Origin of the sequence: Gemmobacter denitrificans, assembly GCF_036964905.1 — a bacterium.
GTDB lineage: Bacteria > Pseudomonadota > Alphaproteobacteria > Rhodobacterales > Rhodobacteraceae > Gemmobacter > Gemmobacter denitrificans.
The window spans coordinates 100,364-120,804 of record NZ_JBALHR010000003.1 but is presented as its reverse complement, the minus strand read 5'-3'; the positions used below and the strand labels follow the sequence as shown (position 1 = coordinate 120,804).

Below are 20,441 nucleotides of genomic sequence, written 5' to 3'. Positions count from 1 at the left end.
CAATGGTGATTGCAGCTGCCTGCAATTCCGAAACCATCCTTGCAGCCAATCTGTCCCGGTCGCCGCTGCTGGACCATGTGCCGCTTCAGACAGAATGGGGTGCCGGATCGGCAGCCCATGCCTATAACCGCGCGCTGGATGCCACCTCGCAGGATATCGTGGTCTTTGCCCATCAGGATGTCTTTCTGCCCCGCGGCTGGGAAAAGCTGCTGGCGCGGCGCATCGCCGAAGTGGCAGCCATCGACCCGGACTGGGCACTGATCGGGGCCTTTGGCGTGGGCGCGGACGGGCCGCATTATGGCCCGGTCTGGTCATCGTCGCTTGGGATGATCGTGGGCCGGGTGCCGCTATCGCCCATACCCGCGCTCAGCTATGATGAATTGCTGATCGTGCTGCGGCGCAGGTCCGGCCTGCGCTTTGACACAAGCCTGCCCGGCTGGCATCTCTACGGCACCGACATCGTGACCGAAGCCCGTCGCCAGGGGCTTGGCGCCTGGATAACCGCCCTGCCCTGTATCCACAATGATCGCTATCATGGCGTGCTGGGGCAGGATTATGTCGATTGCTACCGCGCGATGCAGCGCAAATGGGCAGGGCAGTTGCCCCTGCGCAGCCCGATCATCAAGATCAGCCGATCAGGCCTGCATCTGTGGCGGGACCGCTGGCAGGCCTGGCGCGACACGAAGGACCGGCTCGGCATGGCCATCGGCACGGATACTCCGGTGGAACAACTGGCCGCCCTGTGCGGTTGGTCCGATCTGACCGCCTGCTCCTGATTTCGGCCAGGCCTCGGGCCCCTTCGGGCAGGGGCTATCGCCCTCGGGTCCAGCCATTGCCGCGCCGGGCCCGCACCGCCAGCGAGACTGCCGCATAGGTGGCAAAGCCAAGCGGATCGCGCAGTGCCCGTGCGGCCAACCCGCCAAGGCCCAGCCGGGCCCGCCCTTCGCGCGCCAGAAGGCCGGGCCAGAGCCGCGCAATCTCAGCCACCCCGGCATCCTGCCGCCGCCGCACCCGGGTCAGCGCGGCAAAACCTTCGATCATCGGCCAATCATAGGGGGCAGCCACCTGCACCCGTTCGGCGGGCAGGAACTGCAGCCGCACAAAGGTATCATCGGAAATGATCGCCGGAAATTCGCCCCACCGCGCCCGGCCAGCCGCATTGACCGCAAACAGCCCATAGCCCGGCGCCACACTTTGCGCAAAAGGCAGGGTCTGCCAGAACCGGGCATAGGCCCGCGTCACCCGGCTTTGCGCTTGCGGAATATGGGCGGTGCCGCTGGCATAGCGCGGGGCAGGCGTCGCCAGAACCTCGACCAGTTGACCGATCAGGGCGGGCGAGACCAGCACATCCGCATCCAGATAGGCGCGCATTCCCCCCCGGGCGACCGCATCCCCTGCATTCAGGGCGCTGGGCTTGCCGCCTTGCGGCAGGTCCAGCACAGTCAGGCCCCAGCCCGCCGCCTCGGCCCGCGCGGCCAGCGCCCGCGCCCGGTCGGCGGTATCATCACGGCATCCATTGGCCACCACCACCGCCTCGGCCCCGCCAGGTGGCAAGGGGCTGGCGAACAAGGCGCTCAGGCAGGCCCCGATATAGCCTGCCTCATTCGATGCCGGGATGATGACGCTCAGCACTTGTCGCACCCCCGCGCCAGCACCCGCCAGCGCGGATTGTCATCGCCCAGATGCCGCAGCGCGCCCCAGCTTCCCCATTTGCCCGGGGTATAGATATCGACAAAGGCATTAAAGGGCTGATCGGTCAGCGCGGCCCAACCCTGCAGCAGTTCGGAATAAAGCGCGCCCATTTCAGGTGTATAGGACAGGTGCTGCAAAAAGGCCACCACTTCGGCATCGTCAACAATCGGGCCTATGCCCACCAGATGGCTGCCCCCTTCATACATCACCAGATCCAGCCCACGATCCTTGGCCACCTTGGCCTGATAGGGCAGGATACGGGTCAGCACATCCTGCAGCGTGTCTTCGGCGATGCCGGAATGGCGACCGTCGCGCAGTTCCTCGGCCGCGCGGGTGACAGCCAGGGCATAGGGATTGGCCGGATCGGCCTGCGCGCTTTCTGCCAGCCATTGTTTGACCAGAGGCAGCTTTACATCGGTCACCATGAGCCCGGCAAAGTAACCGGTCACCGCATAGGCATCGAAGGATTCGTAAGGGGCCAGATCGCCCTCGGCCTTGACCAGCGGCGCGTCCAATATATCGACCTCCATCCCCGGCACGCCGGTCTGGGTGGCAATCACCCGCACCAGCCGATCGCGCGCCTCGGCCCCGAAGGCCTCGGTCCAGATGCGGGCTACCTGCGTTGCGCGCAGCGCATAGAATTGCAGCCATGCCCCGTCGCGGCCCCACCGGGCCTTACCCTCGGCCTCGGCCCAGGCGGATTGGGTGAACTGCCAGTTCCAGACCTCGTTCGACAGTTCGACATGGGCCTTCAGCCCCGGCATCAGCAGATCGGCAACGCTTTCCGCGTAAAACCGGACCATTGCATCCGAAGACAGATGCGGCAGCGTGAACCAGGGGTCAGCCTCCAGTTCATTGGCCAGCGCGACCATCACCTCGACCGGCACGCCATTGCGCGCCCATGTGTAATCTGATGGTTTGGGGCTGTCTTCAATCGTGGCAAGCGTCGCGTTGTTGGTGGCCATCCAATCCATGAACCGGATCAGCCGCACCCCGCGCAGCCGGTTCAGCCAATCGGGGTTGAAGATGTGCCCGGCATCAAATGCAGCCAGCCGGTCTTCACGCACCAGCGTCATGTCGCGGATCGGGTCAGTGGCATCCAGCGCGGACAGGGTGATCAGCACCGATCCCTCGCCCGGCGTATAGTCGAAGGCAAGGCCCCCTTCGACCGGCGAGATGTTCTGCGCCCGGCCTTCCAGCCGCAGATCGCCCTTGCCACGCCAGCGCAGCACATAACGGCCCGCAATTCCCCCGGCATCAGCAGGCAATTCGGTCAGCACAAGGGTCGAGACCGCCTCGATCCCCGGTGGCAGGGCGCGCACCCAACCATTGCCATCCAGCCAGCCGCCCGCCGCCAGACCATCATGGTCGATCCCGCCCCATTGGCCCGGCTTGTGGCCGGTCCAGGGTCGGGCGGTTTTCATCACGTCCAGAAAGGGTTGCTGCACCGTCCAGTCATTCACCCCGGCCAGCCCGAAGCCCAGCGACGGGTTGATGATCGGCGTCAACGCGGCGATAGCATCCTGCGACACTGGCGGTGGCAGGGCCGCAAGCTCAGCCGTGGCGGGGTCTGCCGGGGCCGCTTCAGGCTCTGGCAGGGCAGCGGCGACCATATCGGGTTTGGCAGTGGCCGGGCGCGCGGCCTCGCGCGCCACCTGCGCCTGCACCGCAGTCCAGGCGATACGCTGCAAGGCCAGGGCCAGTTCATCCGAAATCACCGCATCGCGGCTGGTCCAGCGTCGCCCCAACCGCGCAGGCAGCCCTTCGGGGCTTTTGCCGCTGATCGCCGCAACATGGACCATGGCCAACAGATACTGGCCCTTGCCATTGGGGTGGATGTCATCGCTGAACAGGTCTTCGATCCGGGCAATACCGGGCAAGCGCCCTGCCAGCGCCTCGGCCCGGGCCAGCGCCATGGCCTGCCCTGCCGGGATCAGCCGCAGCGGCGGCGCGGTTTGCGGGCGGATCGCCTCGGCCCCGGTGACAAGCCCTTCCCAGGCTGGAAGATCGGCCGCGATGCGAGTGGCCCAGTCGATACCCGCGCCCGGATCGCCTTCTATCGCCGCACCCGGCGCCGATTTCAGGCTGTGCCAGGTTTCATAGATGAAAACCTGCGTTGCCGGATTGTGTTCCCAGGCCAAACCGGCCCAGGAGGCAACCTGGCCGGGGCTGTCATTCCAGTCGATCTGGCCTGCGAGCGGGATCGCCTCGGTCAGGATCAGTGCATCCACCCCGCCCGCCACCAGCCGGACCCGGGCATCGACGCCCTCGGCCTCGGTCGAATTGTCCCATTGATAGCGCAGCGGCGCCCCATTGATGATCTGCGCCTCGACCACCGCTTCCGCCGCGCCCTGCTGGATCAGCCCCTGTTCCACCAGCCCGGGCAGGTTTGGCCCGACCAGGCTGTGACCGACAAACAGGATGTCAGCAAGAACCGCGAACAGCGACATGAGCCAGACCTTTCAACCGGATACGCCCGTTGCAGCATAACCGGTGACCACTTGCCAGACCACCTCTTGCATGATCTGCGCCGCCTTGGGGTCGGGCGCCGTGGCGGGCGTACCATCGGCCCGCAACAGGGCGTGCGGCAGGCCGACCGGGCTTTGCCCCGCCAGCACGGCGAAATGGGTCAGCGCCACGACATAGGCCCCCAGATCATTCAGATGGATCATGTCCTGCGAGCCATCGGGATTACGGGCGAAAAGATCTTCGCGACGCGACAGGCCGGGCACCTCTCCCGCCTCGATCTTCGCGGTCAGTGCTGCCATCACCTGCCCCGCCGGGATCACATGGATGGTGCCGCCATCCGGCCGCGCCATGGCCTGCGCCAGCAAGGTTCCCTCCCACAGCGCGGGCAGATCGGCGGCAATCCGCGCCGTCCAGCCCGCCGGATCGTCCAGCCGGTGCCAGGTTTCGTACAGATAGACCCGCACATCCCCCCGCACCTGCCGCGCCGCAGCCGCCCAATCGCCCAAAGCGCGCGGGCTGTCATGCCATTTGATCGCATCCTTGAGTTCGACCATCTCGGTCAGCACGACCGCATCATATTCGCCCGAGGCCAGCGCCTGTTTCGCATCGCGGTGAAAGGGCGCGTGGTTTTCCTCGGCAAAGCCCGGCACATCGCCCTGCCAATGCTGGTTCAGCGATGCCCCCCAACCCAATTGGCTGTGAAAACGGTTGCCCATCAACTGTGCCAGCATCACCGGCATGTCGCGCCCGACCAGACTGTGACCCAGATGAAAGACGCCCGCCGGGCGCTGTGGTGGCAGCGGTTCGGCGTAGCGCGCCATCAGCGCCGCGCGATCCAGCCGTTTGGGCTGTGACAGCCAGAGCCAAACCCCGCCAAGGACGGTGGCAATCAGGGCAAGGCCAAGAATTCGGCGCATGGAACCTCCTGCGGCTGGCGGGTGTCCAAAATGGACGGGGGCTGTCTGCCCCCCGCGCCCCCCGAGGATATTTGAACCACGATAAAGGGAGCAGAGGTTATTTCGGCGCGAACAGCCGGTAATACAAGCCATCCGGCAGGAAATTCGCCGCGCGGAACAGCCATTGAAAGGGCGTTGGGAAGCTGGCGGAAAAGCGGTTGCTTTCCATCAGGCGGATCATGTGCAGGGCTGCGGCGTCTGGTTCCATGATCTGCGGCATGGCGAAATCGTTCAGTGCCGTCAGCCGGGTGCGGATGAAGCCGGGATTGGCCAGTTGCACCTTGATGCCGCTACCGCGCAAATCGGCATGCAGCGTTTCGGCCAGAGACATGCAGCCTGCCTTCGACGCGCCATAGCCCACCGCGCCCGGCAGACCGCGAAAGCCTGAAAGCGAGCCGGTGATGACGATATGGCCGCGCTTGCGGGCCAGCATGCCGGGCAGAACCGCGCCGATCACCCGGGCACAGCCGGTGAAATTGGTGTCGCACATGGTTTCGACCTTGGCGCTGTCCCAGTCCTGTGCGCGCATCGGCCAATAGACACCTGCCAGCCAGACCATGCCATCAACCGGGCCGATCCTTTCCCCCGCTGCGGCAATGCTATCGCGGTCGGCCACGTCCAGCGGCACGATCTCGGCCCCGGCGGGCAGGGTCGCGGCGGCCTCGGACAGCCGTTCGGCATTGCGGGCCGACAGGATCAGCCCTGCGCCACGCGCGGCCATGGCCTGCGCCAAGGCAAAGCCAAGGCCTTCGGACGCCCCGACCAGCCACCAGCGCTGCCCGTCAAACATCGCGCGCGCCCTCTGCCGGGCGAATGACCGCGACGAGTTCGGCCACCTTCAGGCCGAATTTGCGGAACTGGCTGCGGTTGACCAATGTGCCATTGGGGGCCAGATGCATCCAGTCGGTGACCGACAGCAGATGGCCCCCCGCCTCGGGCATCAGGCGCACATCATAGCGCATCAACATGCCCGATCCGCGCACCTGCCCGGTGGCGCCATTGGGCATGTCGGGCGCAGTGGCAGCAATGCGGCCATCCGGGCCAAGTGTCAGATCCCAGACGCGATCCTGCACGGTGCCGCTGTCAAAATGGAACCTTTCGATCAGCTGGCCCCGACTGCCCTGCCAGCGCCCCTCCATATCCGCGACAAAGCGCGACACCACACGCCCCGCAGGGCCATAGATCACGCCTTCGCAGATCATCTTGCCGTTCAGATGGCGGTGCAGATCAATGGGGGTGCCCGCCAGGTAATCTTCGGGGCGCTGCGCAGCAAAGGACCAGAACCGCCCACGAAGCCAAAGGGGCAGCGCAACCAGCAGGGCACCGGCCAGAAGCAGCAGGAAATCAGGCATGGGACGCCTCCGTCAGGTCAAGGCGCCAAAGCAGCGCGAGGGACACAAGTTTCAACAGGCAGGGCAGGCCACCATAGGCCAGCGTCAGGGCAACCAGCGCCTTGGCATCATTGGGCTGCCCGGGGCGGAAGCCCTGCAGGTCCAGCACCGGCAGCAGCACCAGAGCGGCAAGGCCCAGTGTCAGTTTCGACATGAAGGACCAAAGCGCAAAGCCTGCAGCCTCGGCCCCGCCTGATCGGGCCAACTGACGGGCGAACTGCGCAGGCAGCAGGCTGAGATCGGCCCCCATCGCCGCGCCAGACAGGGCTGAAATCACCGCAAAGATTGCAACGTCACCCGCGCCCAGGCTGAGCGTGACGCTGAAGGCCACAAGCGCAAGCAACATGGCCGCCGTCAGCACATGGCGGATGCCATGGCGTGCCGCAGCCCTGGTCCAGAGCGGTACCGCCACTGCCGCCGAAAGGAAGAACAGCAGCAACAGGGGGCCGGCCGCAGACGGGCTTTGCAGACGATCTTCGACAAAGAACAGGAACAGGGTGGAACTGACCGCAGCGGGCGCCCCATTGGCCAGCGCCAGCAGAAGCAACCCGCGCACCCCCGGATCGGCCAGCAGGCCACGAAAATCGGGGGGCAATGCCGCCCCGCCCCGCCATTCGCCGCGCATTGTCCACAAGGTCAGCAGCGCCAACAGGGCAAACCCCGCCGCAAACAGGGCGTAGGGCTGGGCAAATCCGGTGAGGACCAGCGGCGCAACTGCTGCAAGGCAGACCCCGACCAAGGCACCGCCTTCGCGCCAGCCCGCCAGCCGCAAATGGCCTTCGGGACCAAGCCGGACAGCCCGCGCAACACCTTCGGCATAGAATACGATCGACAGGAACGACCATGCAGTGAACAGGGCGAACATCGACAGGGCAAACCAGGGCAAGGCTGCCAGCGGCAGGTTTGGCCAGAACAGCGCCAGCATTGCGACCGCCATGACCAGAACCGCCAGCGCCACGCCCTGCGACCGCCAGGCCCGGCTGCGTTCGGCCAGCCAGCCCAGAGCGGGGTCTTGCACCACATCGACCAGACGCAATGCCGCCAGAACCACCCCCAGAACCCCCAGCCCGATGCCGTGCTGCGCGGCATAGTAGGCAGGTGCGTGGATGTAGATGGGCAGCCCCGCCATCGCCAGCACCGCCGCGAAACCCGACCAGCGCCACAGGCCGACCTGATCGGTCATCGGCTGACCTCGGCATCCGGGGGGGACGGGCGATTGCGGAACCGCACCCCTTTCAGCGCCAGTTTCAGCGCCTGCCAATGGATCAGCGCCAGAACCCGACGCGACCCAAAGGGCCGGCGCAGGCAGGCGCGCAGGATGCCCGCATTGGTCAATGCACGGCGGGGGCCGGTCAGGTTGGTATAGATGCCGCCTTCAGCATTGGAATGATCGATCCAGATGCCGATCCGGTCGGCCCGGACGTCAAAGCGAAACCGGTAGCTGCCTGCAATCGGCTGAAACGGCGAAACGTGAAATATCTTGCGCGCCTCCACCCAATCCGAGGCTGTCAGCGGACCAAGATCGTCGCGGTGGCACAGATAGCAATGCCGGTCGCCATAGGTATTCGTCACCTCCGCCACCACGATCTGCAACCCGCCTGCCCCATGGCATAGCCAGAAGGCCACCGGATTGAACACATGGCCCAGCACACGGGGCTGGGCCAGCAGTTCAACCCGGTCCGGCGCGGGCAGACCATGGCTGGCCAGAACCTCGTGCAGCCAATCCACCCCACGCCCCTGCCCCGGTGCGCCGCCATGATCGCAATCATGCAGCGAAATCAGGTTGCGGCCGTTGCGGGAAAACAAGGCAGGCCCGCGCGCAGTGGCGGGATCAAGCAGCACATAATCCACCCCATAGCGGAAGGCATTGCGGACGGCCCCCTTGCGCCCGTGGTAGGTCTGACCCGCGATATGGTCGATCCCCGTCATTCTGCCGCCACCACCACCTGATCGCGCGCCGCCATGCCCTGCACGACATCGACCGCGCTGGCAAAACCATCCTCGTGAAAGCCGTTGCGCATCCACGCCCCGCAGAACCAGGTATTGCGGGTGCCATTCATCGCCCGGATCAACCCCTGCGCCTGCAGTGCCCCCAGATCGTAAACCGGGTGACGGAAGGTGGTGACATCATGGATCAGGTCATCGCGGATCGGGCGGGTGGCATTCAGCGTCACGAACAGCGGATCATCCTGCGGGATGGATTGCAGACTGTTCATCCAGTAGCTGAGCGCGATGCGGTCGGGCTTCGGGCCTTCGGGTTCGACATAGACCCAGCTGGACCATACCTTGCGGCGGCGTGGCATCAGGGCCAGATCGGAATGCAGCACCGCCTCGTTCGGTTGATAGGCCACAGCGCCCAGAGTTGCGCGTTCGGCGGGGCTGGCATCGGCCAGCAGGCGCAGACTGTCATCGGAATGGGTGGCAAAGATCACATCGTCAAACTGCTCCGGCAGGGCGCCTGCCACCTGCACCACCGGCTTCGGCTGCCGCGCCACCGATTGCACCGCCGCGCCCAGGCGCAAGGTGACCCCCTGTTCGATCAATGCGGCCTGCAGACGGCGCACATATTCGACCGAACCACCATCCACTGTGTACCACTGATGCTGGCCGTTCACGCTCATCAGATGATGGTTGCGGAAAAAGGTCACCAGCGCATGGGCCGGAAAATCCAGCACACCTTCGCAGGGCGTGGACCAGATCGCACCAGAGAAGGGCAGAAGGTAACGGTCGCGGAACCACACCCCCGTGCCCAGTTCGGCCAAGAACTCGCGGATGGTCATTCCCGGGTGGGTCAACGCTTGTTCAGCATGCGCATTGAAATGCAGAATGTCGCGGATCATTCGCAGGAAACGCGGATCAAACGCGCGCTGGCGCTGCACAAACAGCGTATCAAGCGAGGTAAGCGCATATTCCATCGCCCCGCCGCCAAAGGATGCGCCAAAGGTCATCCGGCTGGGTTTGTAAGGAACGGCCAGCCGGTCAAACAGGCGCGTCAGATTGGGATAATTCGCCTTGTTGAACACGATGAAGCCGGTATCGACCGGCTGATCTCCGCGCCGCCCGGCTGTCACGGTCCGGGCATGGCCCCCCAGACGCCCTTCGGCTTCGAACAGCGTCACATCATGCTGATCGGCCAGAAGATGCGCGGCGGCCATGCCGGATATGCCGCCCCCGATGACGGCAATGCGGCGGCGTTGGGCAGGGGGCATTTCAAAAGGCATGGGCCTGTCCTCTCGGGTGTTTTGCAAGGATACGGCGCAGCGGCGTTGCCGGATCAATTGCTTTTCCAGTGATCCGGTTTTCCGCAGCCCGCGTAAAAGCAACATGATGTTCGATGCCAGCCCCTGCGATTTTCCCCATGGACGTGCCACCGGCGCGCCTTATGCTTCTGCCCATCAGGCAGGGCAGCGGAAGAACGCAGTGGCGACAGAAACGGCGAATGAAGATTGGGCATCCCTGCTGATGGCTGTGCGCGACCGGCAGGACAAGATCGCCTTCGCGGCGCTGTTCCGCCATTTTGCGCCACGGGTGAAGGGCTTCCTGATGAAATCCGGCGCATCGGACGCCCTCGCCGAAGAATGTGCGCAAGATGTCATGGCGACGCTGTGGCAGAAGGCACATCTCTTCGATCCCAGCCGGGCCTCGGTCGCGACCTGGGTATTTACCATCGCGCGCAACCGCCGCATTGATGCCCTGCGCAAATCCGCCCGCCCCGAACCGGAAGATCTGCCCTGGGGCCCCGAGGCCGAGCCGGATCAGCACGACATTCTGGAAATGGCCGAAGATCAGGCGCGACTGGGCAAGGCACTGGCCGCTCTGCCGGATGCGCAGCGCGCGCTGATCGAACGCGCCTTTTACGCCGATCTGACACATACCGAAATCGCCGCCGAGACGGGCCTTCCGCTTGGCACCATCAAGTCCCGCATCCGGCTGGCTCTGGACCGGTTGCGCAGCCAGATGTCCACGAAATGACCGAAATACCCGCCATGTCGATCCGCCACCATGCCTCTGACGCCCTGTTGATGGCCTATGCCGCCGGACAACTGCCTGAGGCCTTCAGCCTTGTCATGGCTGTCCATCTGTCCTTCTGCGATGATTGCCGCGCCCGGCTGCAGGCATTTGAGGCTGTGGGCGGCGCCATGCTGGAAACCTGCGGTCAGGATGTCACGCTGCAGGATATGGCCCCCGATGCGCTGCAGGCCTGTTTCGCCCGCATCGCAGGGGCTGCGCCGGAACCGGCCCGTGCATATCAGCCTCGCCCCACCGCTGGGCGCGGGGTTTTTCCGCAGCCGCTCCGCGACTATGTCGGCGGCGATCTGGAGGCGGTGAAATGGCGGCCGCTGGGCATGGGCGTGCGGCAGGCCATCCTGCCCACGGGGCGTGGTGCGACGGCGCGACTTCTGTATATCCCTGCAGGGCAGGCTGTGCCCGATCATGGCCATCGCGGCACCGAGTTGACGCTGGTGCTGCAAGGGGCGTTCCGCGATGCGACCGACCGCTTTGGCCCCGGCGATCTGGAAATCGCGGATGAAGAGCTGGAACATACGCCAGTGGCCGAGGCAGGGGCGGATTGCATCTGTCTGGCTGCGACCGATGCGCCGCTGCGGTTCAACGCGCTTGTGCCCCGCCTGTTGCAGCCGATCTTCCGCATCTGACGGTGATCCGGCGGCGCGCGCTGCCGCGCAAGCCTTTTGCCTCGGCCATCGCTGGGGCGATGACCTCAGGCGGTCAGAGCATCTGCCAGACCAGCCGCGCTGCCAACGCCGTTGACGTGACCACCAGCAGCGGCTTGATCAGCCGGGCCCCGATGCGCATGGCAAGCCGTGATCCGACCCGGGCGCCCGCGATCTGCGCTGCCCCCATGGCCAGCCCCATCGCCCACCACGGGGCCCCCTGCGCTGCAAAGACCGCCAACCCGCCGATATTGGACGCGAAGTTCAAGAGCTTGGTATGGGCAGTGGCCTTCAGCACACCATGCCCGGCCAGCAGCACGAAGCCGATCATGTAAAACGCCCCGGCCCCCGGCCCGATCAACCCGTCGTAAAAGCCGATCAAGGGCACCACCAGCAACGCAAAGGCGGTAGGCGTCAGGCGGGCGATCCGGTCCTGATCGCTCAGGCCCGGTTTCAGGGCAAAGAACAGTGCGATCGCAACAAGGATCACCGGCAGCGCATAGCGCAACCCTTGCGTCGGGATCAGGCTGACCAGCGCCGCCCCGGCGGCCCCGGCGGCAAAGGCCAGCATCGCGGGCCAGACCTGCCGTCTCAGATCAACATGGCCCGCCCGGGCATAGGAAATCGCGGCCGTCGCAGCACCGAAGGTGCCCTGCACCTTGTTGGTGGAAAGGGCCTGAACCGGGCTTGCCCCCGCCAAAAGCAGGGCAGGCAAGGTGATCAGTCCCCCACCCCCGGCAATGCTGTCAACAAAGCCAGCACAGAAGGCGGCCAGAACCAGAAGGGCGGCAAGATCGGCGGTAACTTCGAACATCCGCCCTTCATCTGCCGAAGGCCAGGGCTTGTCAAAGCCCTTCACCCTGCATCACCAGTTCGATGCGCAACATCAAATCTTCCAGAACCGCCGTCGCCGCCACTCCGGGACATTTGCGATACTCCACCGCAAACACCGGCGCGCGCAGGCTGCGCGAGATGTCACAGATCGACGGATCGCTCGGGGTTGCGTCGCCCCGCGCCAGTTGGCGGCCGATGTCGCACAGCATGCACAGGCTGACGGTGGGTATCGCCCGCAAGGTGCAGACAGCCTTCCTCTGGCCGTTACAGATCGAAGCGCCGCGAAACCCGGCCTACAACGCGCCCGTTACGCAGGGCAAAGCCGGGGTCCGTCGCGTAATCGACAAAGCCGCGCCGGGCGTAATAGCCAAGGCCGGGCGCATTGTCGGCGCGGATCGTGGCGTTGATGGCCAGCAGCCCCGCTGCCCGGCACGCGGCTTGCGTGGCGGAAAACAGCGCCGCCCCGGCACCGCTGCGCTGGCAATCGGGGCTGACAAAGGTGCCAATGTCACCCCAGCCCTCGGGCAGCTTGGCAGACCTTTCGACCGATTGAAAACCGATGATCGCGCCGTCCATCTCGGCCACATGGCAGCAGATCACCTGCGAACCGGTGATGTAATTGCCTGCCACCTGATCCGGGGTCATCGACAGCTCATGCGCGGTGGTACCGCCAATGGCAATGATGCGGTTCAGCAGCACGCACATCGGCGCAGCATCTGATGCAACAGCCGGGCGCAGGATCATGCGACGAACTCCTCGCGCGCATAGCCCTGCAGATACAGAAGCGCCGTCAGATCGCCATGGTTGATGCGGATATCGCATTGCGCCGCAACCGATGGCTTGGCATGCAGCGCGACGCCTGCACCGGCCCGGTTCAGCATCGCCAGATCATTGGCCCCGTCCCCCACCGCCATGGCCTGATCGGGGGTGATGCCCAGCCGGGCGGTGATTTCCAGCAGCGCATCCAGCTTGGCCTGCTTGCCAAGGATCGGATCGGCGACAGCCCCGGTCAGAGCCCCGTTTTCGACCAGCAGCGTATTGGCGCGGTGTTCGTCAAAGCCAAGTGCCGTCGCCACCCGCGCGGTAAAGGCGGTAAAGCCCCCTGACACCAGCGCGGCATGACCGCCCTGCGCCTTCATCGTGGCCAACAGCGCCTTGCCCCCCGGCATGAAGGTGATGCGGTCGCGATAGACCCGGTCGATCACCGATTCGGGCAGGCCCTTCAGCAACCCGACCCGTTCGCGCAGGGCCGCTTCGAAATCCAGTTCGCCATTCATCGCCCGGGAAGTGATGCCCGCGACATGGGCGCCCACCCCGGCCTCGTCCGCCAGTTCGTCGATACATTCCTGTTCGATCATCGTGCTGTCCATATCGGCCAGCAGCAAGGCCTTGCGCCGCCCCTCAGCCGGTTGCACCACCAGATCGACGGCCAGCGTCTGCAAATCCTGCCAGACCTGCCAGCGGTTTTCCGGCACGGCCTCTACCGCAAATTCGGCGGCCACGGCGGGGTCAAGCCAGCGCGCATCCCCGCCGCCCCAGGCATTGCGCAGGCTTTCCACCGTCGCGCGGTCCAGCACCGGATGGGCGGGATTGGTCAGCAAGGTGACGATGAACATGGCGGCCTCCGATCCGTCCTGTCGCGCAACGCGCATCACTTGCCGCAATAAGCCCTTTTGGCGCGGCCTGCCACCCGCGAAACGCTTGACCAAGGCTGCGGCTGACGCGAAGCAGGGGGAAACGGGGGACGGCATGCAGTGGCAGGCGGAACTGGCAGCAACAGGATTTGCCGATGGGCTGATGCCCCATGCGGCGGGCATTGACGGCGCGACCCTGTGGCGCGGCCGGTTCGATGGCGACCGGCTTGATCCCGCATGGCTGGCCCGGCTTGGCCTGCCCCTCCCCCCCAGCCTTTTGGGCGCGCATCCCCGCCGACAGGCAGATTATCTGGCGGGGCGGGCGGTGGCGCGTCACGCCCTGGCAGGCTTTGGTCACACAGGGGCACCGCCCATGGGGCCTGACAAGCTACCCGTTTGGCCGGGCGGGCTGATCGGATCGATCAGCCATGCGCGCGGGCATATGGCCTGTCTGGTGTTGCCAGATACCGGGGTATGCCCGGGCCTTGATATCGAAGCCGTGGCCAGCGGGTCCGCACTGGAGGCGATCCTGTCGCATTGCCTGACCGATGCCGAACGCGCCGCCCTGCCCGCCCCGGACATGACACGCCACGCCACGCGGCTTTTTTCGGCCAAAGAGGCGTTGTTCAAGGCGCTGCATCCATCGGTTGGGCGCTATTTTGGCTTTGACGCCGCCGAACTGGTGCCGGGCAACAGGCTCGCCCTGCGGCTGACTGGCGACCTGACGCCGCATCTGCGTGCAGGCACGGTGTTTACGCTGCACAGCGCCAACGGGCCGGACTGGGTGATGACCTGGCTTGTCGCGCCGCGTTTTCCGTTGGGCACCTGACAGGATCAGCCGATCCCCAGCGTTTCGGCGATCATGGCCGCCTGCGTACGGTTGCGGGCCTTCAGCTTGGTGCAGAGCGAACGGACATGCATCTTCACGGTCACTTCGCTCAGGTTCAGACGCGCGGCAATTTCCTTGTTCATCAGCCCGGCCCGGATGAACCCCAGCACTTCGCGTTCCCGCGGCGAAAGCTGAACCGGACCGGCCCCCGGCGCCCCCTGTTCAAACCCGGCTGGCAACCAGATCTCGCCCTGCAGAATGGCATGAATGGCCTCGGTCAGATCGAGTGCCGGGGTGCTTTTGGGAATATACCCCCGCGCCCCGCGCGCCAGCGCCTCGCGCACCGCCTCGGGCCGCGCCTGACCGGAAAACAGCACCACAGGATGATCGCCATTCAGGCCGACCAGACGCGCCACCCCTTCGCTGCCGGTCATGTCAGGCATCGAAAAGTCCAGCAGGATAATGTCGAATGCCCCGTGCTGTTCGATCTGGGTCACTGCATCGGACAGGCTTTCCGCCGTCGTCACCGCAAACGTGGCCGAGGCCCGCAGATGCGCCGCAACAAGATCACGCACCAGGCGGTGATCATCCGCCAGCAAAAGCCGGATTTCAGAAGGCATCTCAGTCAAATCAGTCACCAAAACCAATCAAGGATCGCAGCGCCACAACCCAGAGGTGCAGCCTGCGCGGCGGAACCTTACGCGGGTTTTGGCATCTTGGCTACTCCCACGATGTCGCGCCTGCGCTTCAGGATTTCGGATTTGGACCAATTCCCAAATGACGCGGCAACTCCTGGCGCAAGAAAGCCCATTCTGCCGCAAGTGTCTGAAGCTCATCCGCCCCAGGGTGCCATGACGGCGTGACTTCCAACTTGCGCTGCAGATTGCAAAGCCGCGCACCAAAGCTGCGCGCGCCCATCAACCCGCAGGCACCGGCATGGCGATGCACCGCGGTTGCCACATCGCCAGCGGAACTGGTCTGATCAGCCAACAGCGCAAGCAGAGCGTCGCCTTCATCCAGAAACCCGGTCAGCGCGGCGGCACGGGCCTCGATGGGCAGTATCTGGCACAGGTCAGCCAACACAGCCACATCCATCTCTGAGCCACCCGCAGTATTCGGCGACGACCCGCCGCACCCAATATTCGACAGCAAGCGCATCAGCAGGGGGAAGGTCATCGGCTTTTGCAGAACCTGATCCATGCCAGCCGCGCGGAACCGGGTCAGTTCATCCGGGTCAAAATGCGCGGTCAACCCTATGATCCGGCCGTTGCAATTGGGGCCCTGCCCGCCCCTGATTTTGGCCGTGGCTGTCAGCCCATCCATCCCGGGCATGCTGATATCCATCAGGATGAGATCAAAGCGCCGGGTCTGGGCCTGGGCCACGGCCTCGGCACCGGTTGTGGCCTCGACGACCTCCTGCCCCAGATGGACCAGCATTTCCCGCAAGACCAGGCGGTTGACGGCGTTATCTTCGGCCAGCAACACCACATGCGGCGCCACGGCCGCCAAAGGCGCAGCGGGCGGGCTGACAGTTGCCGGAGCCGTGGTGCCTGGCTGCATCAACGCCGTGAACCAGAAGGTGCTGCCCGCCCCGGGGGTGCTTTCAACCCCGATCTTGCCCCCCATATGCTCCACCGCACGACGGGCGATGCCCAGACCCAAGCCTGACCCCTCCGCCGCGCGATCATAGCCGTTATCCACCGTCTCAAACGGATCAAAGATGGTCTCCAGCCGATCAGCAGGGATGCCGATACCCGTATCGCGCACCCGGACACACAGCTGCAGCCCGCCTTGCATCGGCTTGATTCTGGCCGAAACCAGCACTTCACCGTTGCTGGTGAATTTCAGCGCATTGCCCAGCAGGTTCATCAAGGTTCGCTGGAACACCCGACGCGGACCCAGCACTTCGGCCTGCCGCAATTCCGGCAGATCAAGGGTGATCCGATTGCCCTGCTTTTCGGCCAGCGGGGTCAATTGCCGGGTCAGATCGCCGATCACCTGCGTCAGATTGAAGGCCGATGGCGTTTCGACCGGATCACCGCTTTCCAGCCGGGTCAGTTCCAGCACATCGTTGATCTGGCTCAGCGCATGGCTGGCCGCCCCTTCGGCAATGCCCAGATAACGGGCCTGTTTGCGCGACAGGCGGGTGGTTTCGCGCAGAAGTTCCAGCGCCGCCGAAACCCCGTTCAGCGGCGTCCGCATCTCGTGGCTCATGACTGCCAGAAAGCGGGTCTTGGCCTCGGCGGCCTTCAGGGCGGCATCGCGGGCCTCATGCAGGCTCCGCTCGGCCTCGATCCGGTCCGATATGTCGCGCAGAAAGGCGATCAGGATCGGCGCACCATCGGCATCGCGGTCACCAGCCAGTGACAGTTCGACAGGAAAATGAACACCATTACGGCGGGCAGATGTCAGCTCCAGCCGTCCCTGCGGCACCTGTGCGCTCTGGCCTGCGACCAGCACCTGCCGCAACTGGGCGGTTTCGGGATCGGCGACCGTTTCGGGCAGAACCAGCCGCGCGAAGTCGGCCCCCACCAGTTCGGCACGGCTTAGCCCGTACATCACCTCTGCCGCCGGATTGGCCTGTCTGATCCGCCCATCCCCCCCGACGACAATCACCGCATCGAGCGAGGCAGCCTGCGTGCGTTCCAGGTTCGATTTCGCCCTTTCGGCCTGCAGCCCGCGCGATTGCACCTGACGCGTGAGCCACCAGGTCGCCGCACTGATCGCCAGCAGGAACAGCACCAGCGACAGTGATATCAAGGAGGATCGCGCCAGAACGGCCCCAGTCGCCCGCCGATTTTCCGTCCGCGCCGATACAAGCGTGCGCAAGGCATCAAGCGCGAAGTTCCGGATGGGGGACCGGGCCGATTGCAGGGTTTCACGAATCGCTGGCAGATTGGCCATCAATTGCGTGTCGGACACATCAATCTGCCTGCGAAGCGTATCGGTCGCGGCCAGAATCCGCGGCCAATCCCGATCTGATTTCAGCACATGCAGCATGCCCGGCTGGCTCAGATAGGCATCCACAACCTCGACCCGGCTGATCATGATGTCGAAAGCGCGGCGCACCGGGGCCAGATCGACCTGTCCGCCCTGATCGATCAAGGCCTGATCAACCAAGGTGCCGAACTTCAGCGCCTCCACCTCGACCTGCGCGACAAGCCATGTGGTATTGTCGGATTCAGCGGCACGCACATCATAAAATTCACTGCTGAGAGACCAGACGCTCAGGCTTTGAACCCCAAGCCAGGTCAGCACGGCCACGATCAGCAGCCACAGGATCGGCACCTGCCGCCCAAGCCGCGCAAGCCCGCCGGACTCGGCGCCTACTGGCCGGTCATCCGACATGGGACGGAACATCATGGCGCAGGGATCTGCACACGCACCAATTGCCAGATGCTTGCAGCGTAAATCTCTTCATCCTTGAAGCGGGTGTCACTGTCATAGGGATAGATCAGCCAGAGCGGGCCCTTATGACGCAGATCAAAGGCAGCGCCATTTATCCGGGTTGCGATGATCGGATAGTCGTCCGTCAGACTGTCCTGTTCAAGCTCCACAAAGTAGTCATTGACAGCCCAGAGTTCGATCATCCCGGTTTCCGGCAATCCTGCAGCCCGCAGAACGGCTTTCAGCGACGGCCCTTCAAACCGCATGACACCTTCGGTCCAGATGGTCGTGGTTTCGATGCGCACCTGCGCAAGCGCCTCCAGCCAGGCCCGATCAAAGGTCTGCTCGTGCCCATCGGGGCCGACAACCGTCAGCAATGTCTCGTCCGCCGCAGCGGGCTGCGGGGCAAGGATCAACGCCGTGGCACCGATGGCCGCCGAAAAAGCCAAAAACATGCGGCGTGAGAACAGATTGCAAAAGCCCATACCGATCCTTCGCCTTCCGGATGATCCGGCTGCACCTTATACCGGCGACGGGCAAGGTTCTGCATCCTGTCTTTAAGGTCAGGTCACAACCCTGGTGCGTCACGGGTGGAGGATCAGCAAAAAGCCCCGTCATGCAAGCATGACGGGGAGGTGTGCCCCCGGCGGAACCGGAGCACAGGCGTACACGGTGATTTCCGGCTGTGCCTAGTGGCGCTGACCTTCGTCAGCCTCCATCTCGGCGCGAATCTGCTGCCGCAGGATGTCGATCGGGATCATCTTGCCGTCGCGCTTGAAGTGCCAATAGGTCCAGCCATTGCAGCTGGGCGCCCCTTCACAGGCCGCGCCGACCTGATGGATCGACCCTTTGACATCATTTCCAACCAGCGTGCCATCGGCACGCACCTTGGCCTTGAACCGGTTTCCGACCGAAAACAGTTCCTCGCCCGGGCGCAGCATGCCGCGTTCGACCACCTGGCCAAAGGGCACGCGCGGTTCGGCGCGTTTGCTTCCGGTGGTTTCCAGCGCGGAGGCGTCAAACTTGCGCACCCGCCCGATCCGATCGGCCGCAACCTTGCGATAGCTTTCCTCGCGCTCGATCCCGATGAAGTCTCGGCCCAGCATCTTGGCCACGGCACCCGTGGTGCCCGTGCCGAAGAACGGGTCCAGCACCACATCGCCCGGATTGGTCGTGGCCACCAGAATGCGGTGCAGCAGGCTTTCGGGCTTTTGCGTCGGATGGGCCTTGTCGCCCTTGTCATCCTTCAGCCGCTCATGCCCGGTGCAGATCGGCAGAACCCAGTCGCTGCGCATCTGCACGCCATCATTCAGCGCCTTCAGGGCCTCGTAATTGAAGGTGTATTTGGCACCTTCTTCACGGCTGGCCCAGATCAGCGTTTCATGCGCATTGGTCAAGCGCTTGCCCCGGAAATTGGGCATCGGGTTCGATTTGCGCCAGACCACATCGTTCAGCATCCAGTAGCCTGCATCCTGCATGGCCGAACCAACGCGAAAGATGTTGTGATAGCTGCCGATCACCCAGATCGCGCCATGCGGTTTCAGCAGCCGCCGCGCCGCCTTCAGCCAACCGCGGGTGAACTGGTCATAGGCATTGAAGCTGGCAAACTGGTCCCAATGATCATCGACCGCATCCACCTTGCTATTGTCGGGGCGATGAAGATCGCCCTTCAACTGAAGGTTATAGGGCGGGTCGGCAAAGATCAGATCCACGCTGCCGGCGGGGAGGCCATTCATCAACTCGATACAGTCACCGGCAAGTATCTGGTTCAACGGAAGAGCGACGCTCTCCGCAGCGGTTTTCCTGGTCGTCATTACTGCCTCTGCTCTCGGCCTCTTTGTGCCGATTTATTGACCCCAAGGATGAGTCAGAGACGATTCGCAGTCAAATTCTTTATTGAATCAACGGGTTATAGAAACCTCTTGATACAAGATATTGTGGACGGGCCTGAAGGAACGCCTATGATGAGGGGTCACCCCAAAATCTAGAAGCGCCTGCAAATGGGCTTTGGTCGGATAACCGGCGTTCTGATCCCAGCCATAGGCCGGATGCTGTTGCGCCAAATCCACCATGATGCGATCGCGCACCACCTTGGCCACGATCGACGCGGCGGCGATCGACAGCGATCGCGCATCGCCCTTCACGATGGCCTGACCCGGGCAAGGCAGATCGCGCGGAAGACGGTTGCCATCAACAAGCGCCAGATCGGGTACCACTGGCAGCCCCGCGACAGCCCGGCACATGGCCAGATGGCTGGCCTGCAGGATGTTCAGCCTGTCGATCTCTTCAACACTGGCATGGGCCACGCTGACCTGCGCCACCTGCCACAACTCGGCCGCGATCCGTTCGCGCTTCGTGGGCGATAATGACTTGCTGTCGCCTATACCTTCCGGGATATGCGCGGGGTCCAGGATTACGGCGGCGGCGGTGACCGGGCCGCAAAGCGGGCCACGGCCCACCTCATCCACCCCGGCCACCAGCCGGGCGCCATGATCAAGGGCCAAGGTTTCAAGCGAATAGTCGGGGGTGTTTTTCCGGGTCATGCCGTCAGTGAAAGCGCAAACCGGTGGCAAGGG

The 20,441-nt window shown here is 64.5% G+C and carries 21 protein-coding genes; 4 read left to right on the top strand and 17 right to left on the bottom strand.

What is annotated here, in order from left to right:
- Window positions 1-2: 2 nt before the first annotated feature.
- Window positions 3-776 (top strand): hypothetical protein, encoded by a 774-nt coding sequence (locus V6590_RS06375; protein ID WP_335421074.1) that lies wholly within the window; start codon window positions 3-5, stop codon window positions 774-776.
- A gap of 34 nt (window positions 777-810) precedes the next feature.
- On the opposite strand, the gene V6590_RS06370 is transcribed toward V6590_RS06375, so the two are convergent.
- The 8 genes from V6590_RS06370 to V6590_RS06335 form a co-directional block, all read right to left on the bottom strand.
- Window positions 811-1,641, bottom strand: coding sequence for a glycosyltransferase family 2 protein (locus V6590_RS06370; RefSeq protein ID WP_335421072.1), 831 nt, complete (start codon window positions 1,639-1,641; stop codon window positions 811-813).
- On the bottom strand, window positions 1,626-4,142 hold the full coding sequence (locus tag V6590_RS06365) for a hypothetical protein (protein ID WP_335421070.1): 2,517 nt from the start codon (window positions 4,140-4,142) through the stop codon (window positions 1,626-1,628). The genes V6590_RS06370 and V6590_RS06365 overlap by 16 nt, the downstream gene beginning before the upstream one ends.
- 12 nt (window positions 4,143-4,154) lie before the next feature.
- Window positions 4,155-5,078, bottom strand: a complete 924-nt coding sequence (locus tag V6590_RS06360) for a hypothetical protein (protein WP_335421068.1) — start codon at window positions 5,076-5,078, stop codon at window positions 4,155-4,157.
- A 97-nt stretch (window positions 5,079-5,175) separates the two neighbouring features.
- A complete protein-coding gene (locus V6590_RS06355; protein WP_335421066.1) occupies window positions 5,176-5,907 on the bottom strand; it encodes an SDR family NAD(P)-dependent oxidoreductase in 732 nt (243 codons plus the stop codon).
- Window positions 5,900-6,469, bottom strand: coding sequence for a DUF3833 family protein (locus V6590_RS06350; RefSeq protein ID WP_335421064.1), 570 nt, complete (start codon window positions 6,467-6,469; stop codon window positions 5,900-5,902). Before V6590_RS06350 ends, V6590_RS06355 begins: the two co-directional genes overlap by 8 nt.
- Window positions 6,462-7,691, bottom strand: a complete 1,230-nt coding sequence (locus V6590_RS06345) for an MFS transporter (RefSeq protein WP_335421063.1) — start codon at window positions 7,689-7,691, stop codon at window positions 6,462-6,464. The genes V6590_RS06350 and V6590_RS06345 overlap by 8 nt, the downstream gene beginning before the upstream one ends.
- Window positions 7,688-8,437, bottom strand: coding sequence for a DUF1365 domain-containing protein (locus tag V6590_RS06340; protein WP_335421061.1), 750 nt, complete (start codon window positions 8,435-8,437; stop codon window positions 7,688-7,690). The genes V6590_RS06345 and V6590_RS06340 overlap by 4 nt, the downstream gene beginning before the upstream one ends.
- Window positions 8,434-9,729, bottom strand: a complete 1,296-nt coding sequence (locus tag V6590_RS06335) for an NAD(P)/FAD-dependent oxidoreductase (RefSeq protein ID WP_434063232.1) — start codon at window positions 9,727-9,729, stop codon at window positions 8,434-8,436. Before V6590_RS06335 ends, V6590_RS06340 begins: the two co-directional genes overlap by 4 nt.
- Before the next feature lie 199 nt (window positions 9,730-9,928).
- On the opposite strand from V6590_RS06335, the gene V6590_RS06330 reads away from it, so the two are divergent.
- Both V6590_RS06330 and V6590_RS06325 read left to right on the top strand, forming a co-directional pair.
- The gene (locus V6590_RS06330; RefSeq protein WP_434063238.1) at window positions 9,929-10,480 is read left to right on the top strand and encodes a sigma-70 family RNA polymerase sigma factor; all 552 of its coding nucleotides are present in this window, start codon (window positions 9,929-9,931) and stop codon (window positions 10,478-10,480) included.
- A 14-nt stretch (window positions 10,481-10,494) separates the two neighbouring features.
- Window positions 10,495-11,163 carry a ChrR family anti-sigma-E factor gene (locus V6590_RS06325; RefSeq protein ID WP_335421701.1) on the top strand — a complete coding sequence of 223 codons (669 nt, stop codon included), beginning with the start codon at window positions 10,495-10,497 and terminating at the stop codon, window positions 11,161-11,163.
- 73 nt (window positions 11,164-11,236) lie between these two features.
- Here V6590_RS06325 and V6590_RS06320 read toward each other — a convergent pair whose 3' ends face one another.
- From V6590_RS06320 to serB, 4 genes are read right to left on the bottom strand one after another with little or no spacing between them, the layout of a single operon-like run.
- Window positions 11,237-11,995 carry a TSUP family transporter gene (locus V6590_RS06320; protein ID WP_335421057.1) on the bottom strand — a complete coding sequence of 253 codons (759 nt, stop codon included), beginning with the start codon at window positions 11,993-11,995 and terminating at the stop codon, window positions 11,237-11,239.
- 31 nt (window positions 11,996-12,026) lie between these two features.
- Entirely contained in the window at window positions 12,027-12,224 is a 198-nt protein-coding gene (locus tag V6590_RS06315; protein ID WP_335421055.1) for a hypothetical protein, read from the bottom strand.
- Between the two features lie 55 nt (window positions 12,225-12,279).
- Window positions 12,280-12,759, bottom strand: a complete 480-nt coding sequence (locus tag V6590_RS06310) for a GNAT family N-acetyltransferase (RefSeq protein WP_335421053.1) — start codon at window positions 12,757-12,759, stop codon at window positions 12,280-12,282.
- Complete coding sequence (serB, locus tag V6590_RS06305; RefSeq protein WP_335421699.1) at window positions 12,756-13,631, bottom strand: phosphoserine phosphatase SerB; 876 nt, start codon at window positions 13,629-13,631, stop codon at window positions 12,756-12,758. The genes V6590_RS06310 and serB overlap by 4 nt, the downstream gene beginning before the upstream one ends.
- A 133-nt stretch (window positions 13,632-13,764) precedes the next feature.
- Between serB and V6590_RS06300 the strand changes: the two genes are divergently transcribed.
- Complete coding sequence (locus V6590_RS06300) at window positions 13,765-14,478, top strand: 4'-phosphopantetheinyl transferase family protein (RefSeq protein WP_335421050.1); 714 nt, start codon at window positions 13,765-13,767, stop codon at window positions 14,476-14,478.
- A 5-nt stretch (window positions 14,479-14,483) separates the two neighbouring features.
- On the opposite strand, the gene V6590_RS06295 is transcribed toward V6590_RS06300, so the two are convergent.
- The 5 genes from V6590_RS06295 to rnhB form a co-directional block, all read right to left on the bottom strand.
- Complete coding sequence (locus tag V6590_RS06295; protein WP_335421048.1) at window positions 14,484-15,098, bottom strand: response regulator; 615 nt, start codon at window positions 15,096-15,098, stop codon at window positions 14,484-14,486.
- 127 nt (window positions 15,099-15,225) lie between these two features.
- On the bottom strand, window positions 15,226-17,841 hold the full coding sequence (locus tag V6590_RS06290; RefSeq protein ID WP_335421046.1) for a hybrid sensor histidine kinase/response regulator: 2,616 nt from the start codon (window positions 17,839-17,841) through the stop codon (window positions 15,226-15,228).
- Window positions 17,838-18,320 carry a putative pterin-binding protein gene (locus tag V6590_RS06285; RefSeq protein ID WP_335421044.1) on the bottom strand — a complete coding sequence of 161 codons (483 nt, stop codon included), beginning with the start codon at window positions 18,318-18,320 and terminating at the stop codon, window positions 17,838-17,840. The genes V6590_RS06290 and V6590_RS06285 overlap by 4 nt, the downstream gene beginning before the upstream one ends.
- A gap of 234 nt (window positions 18,321-18,554) precedes the next feature.
- Entirely contained in the window at window positions 18,555-19,679 is a 1,125-nt protein-coding gene (locus V6590_RS06280; RefSeq protein ID WP_335421042.1) for a site-specific DNA-methyltransferase, read from the bottom strand.
- An 87-nt stretch (window positions 19,680-19,766) separates the two neighbouring features.
- The gene (rnhB, locus tag V6590_RS06275; RefSeq protein ID WP_335421040.1) at window positions 19,767-20,408 is read right to left on the bottom strand and encodes a ribonuclease HII; all 642 of its coding nucleotides are present in this window, start codon (window positions 20,406-20,408) and stop codon (window positions 19,767-19,769) included.
- Window positions 20,409-20,441 lie beyond the last annotated feature (33 nt).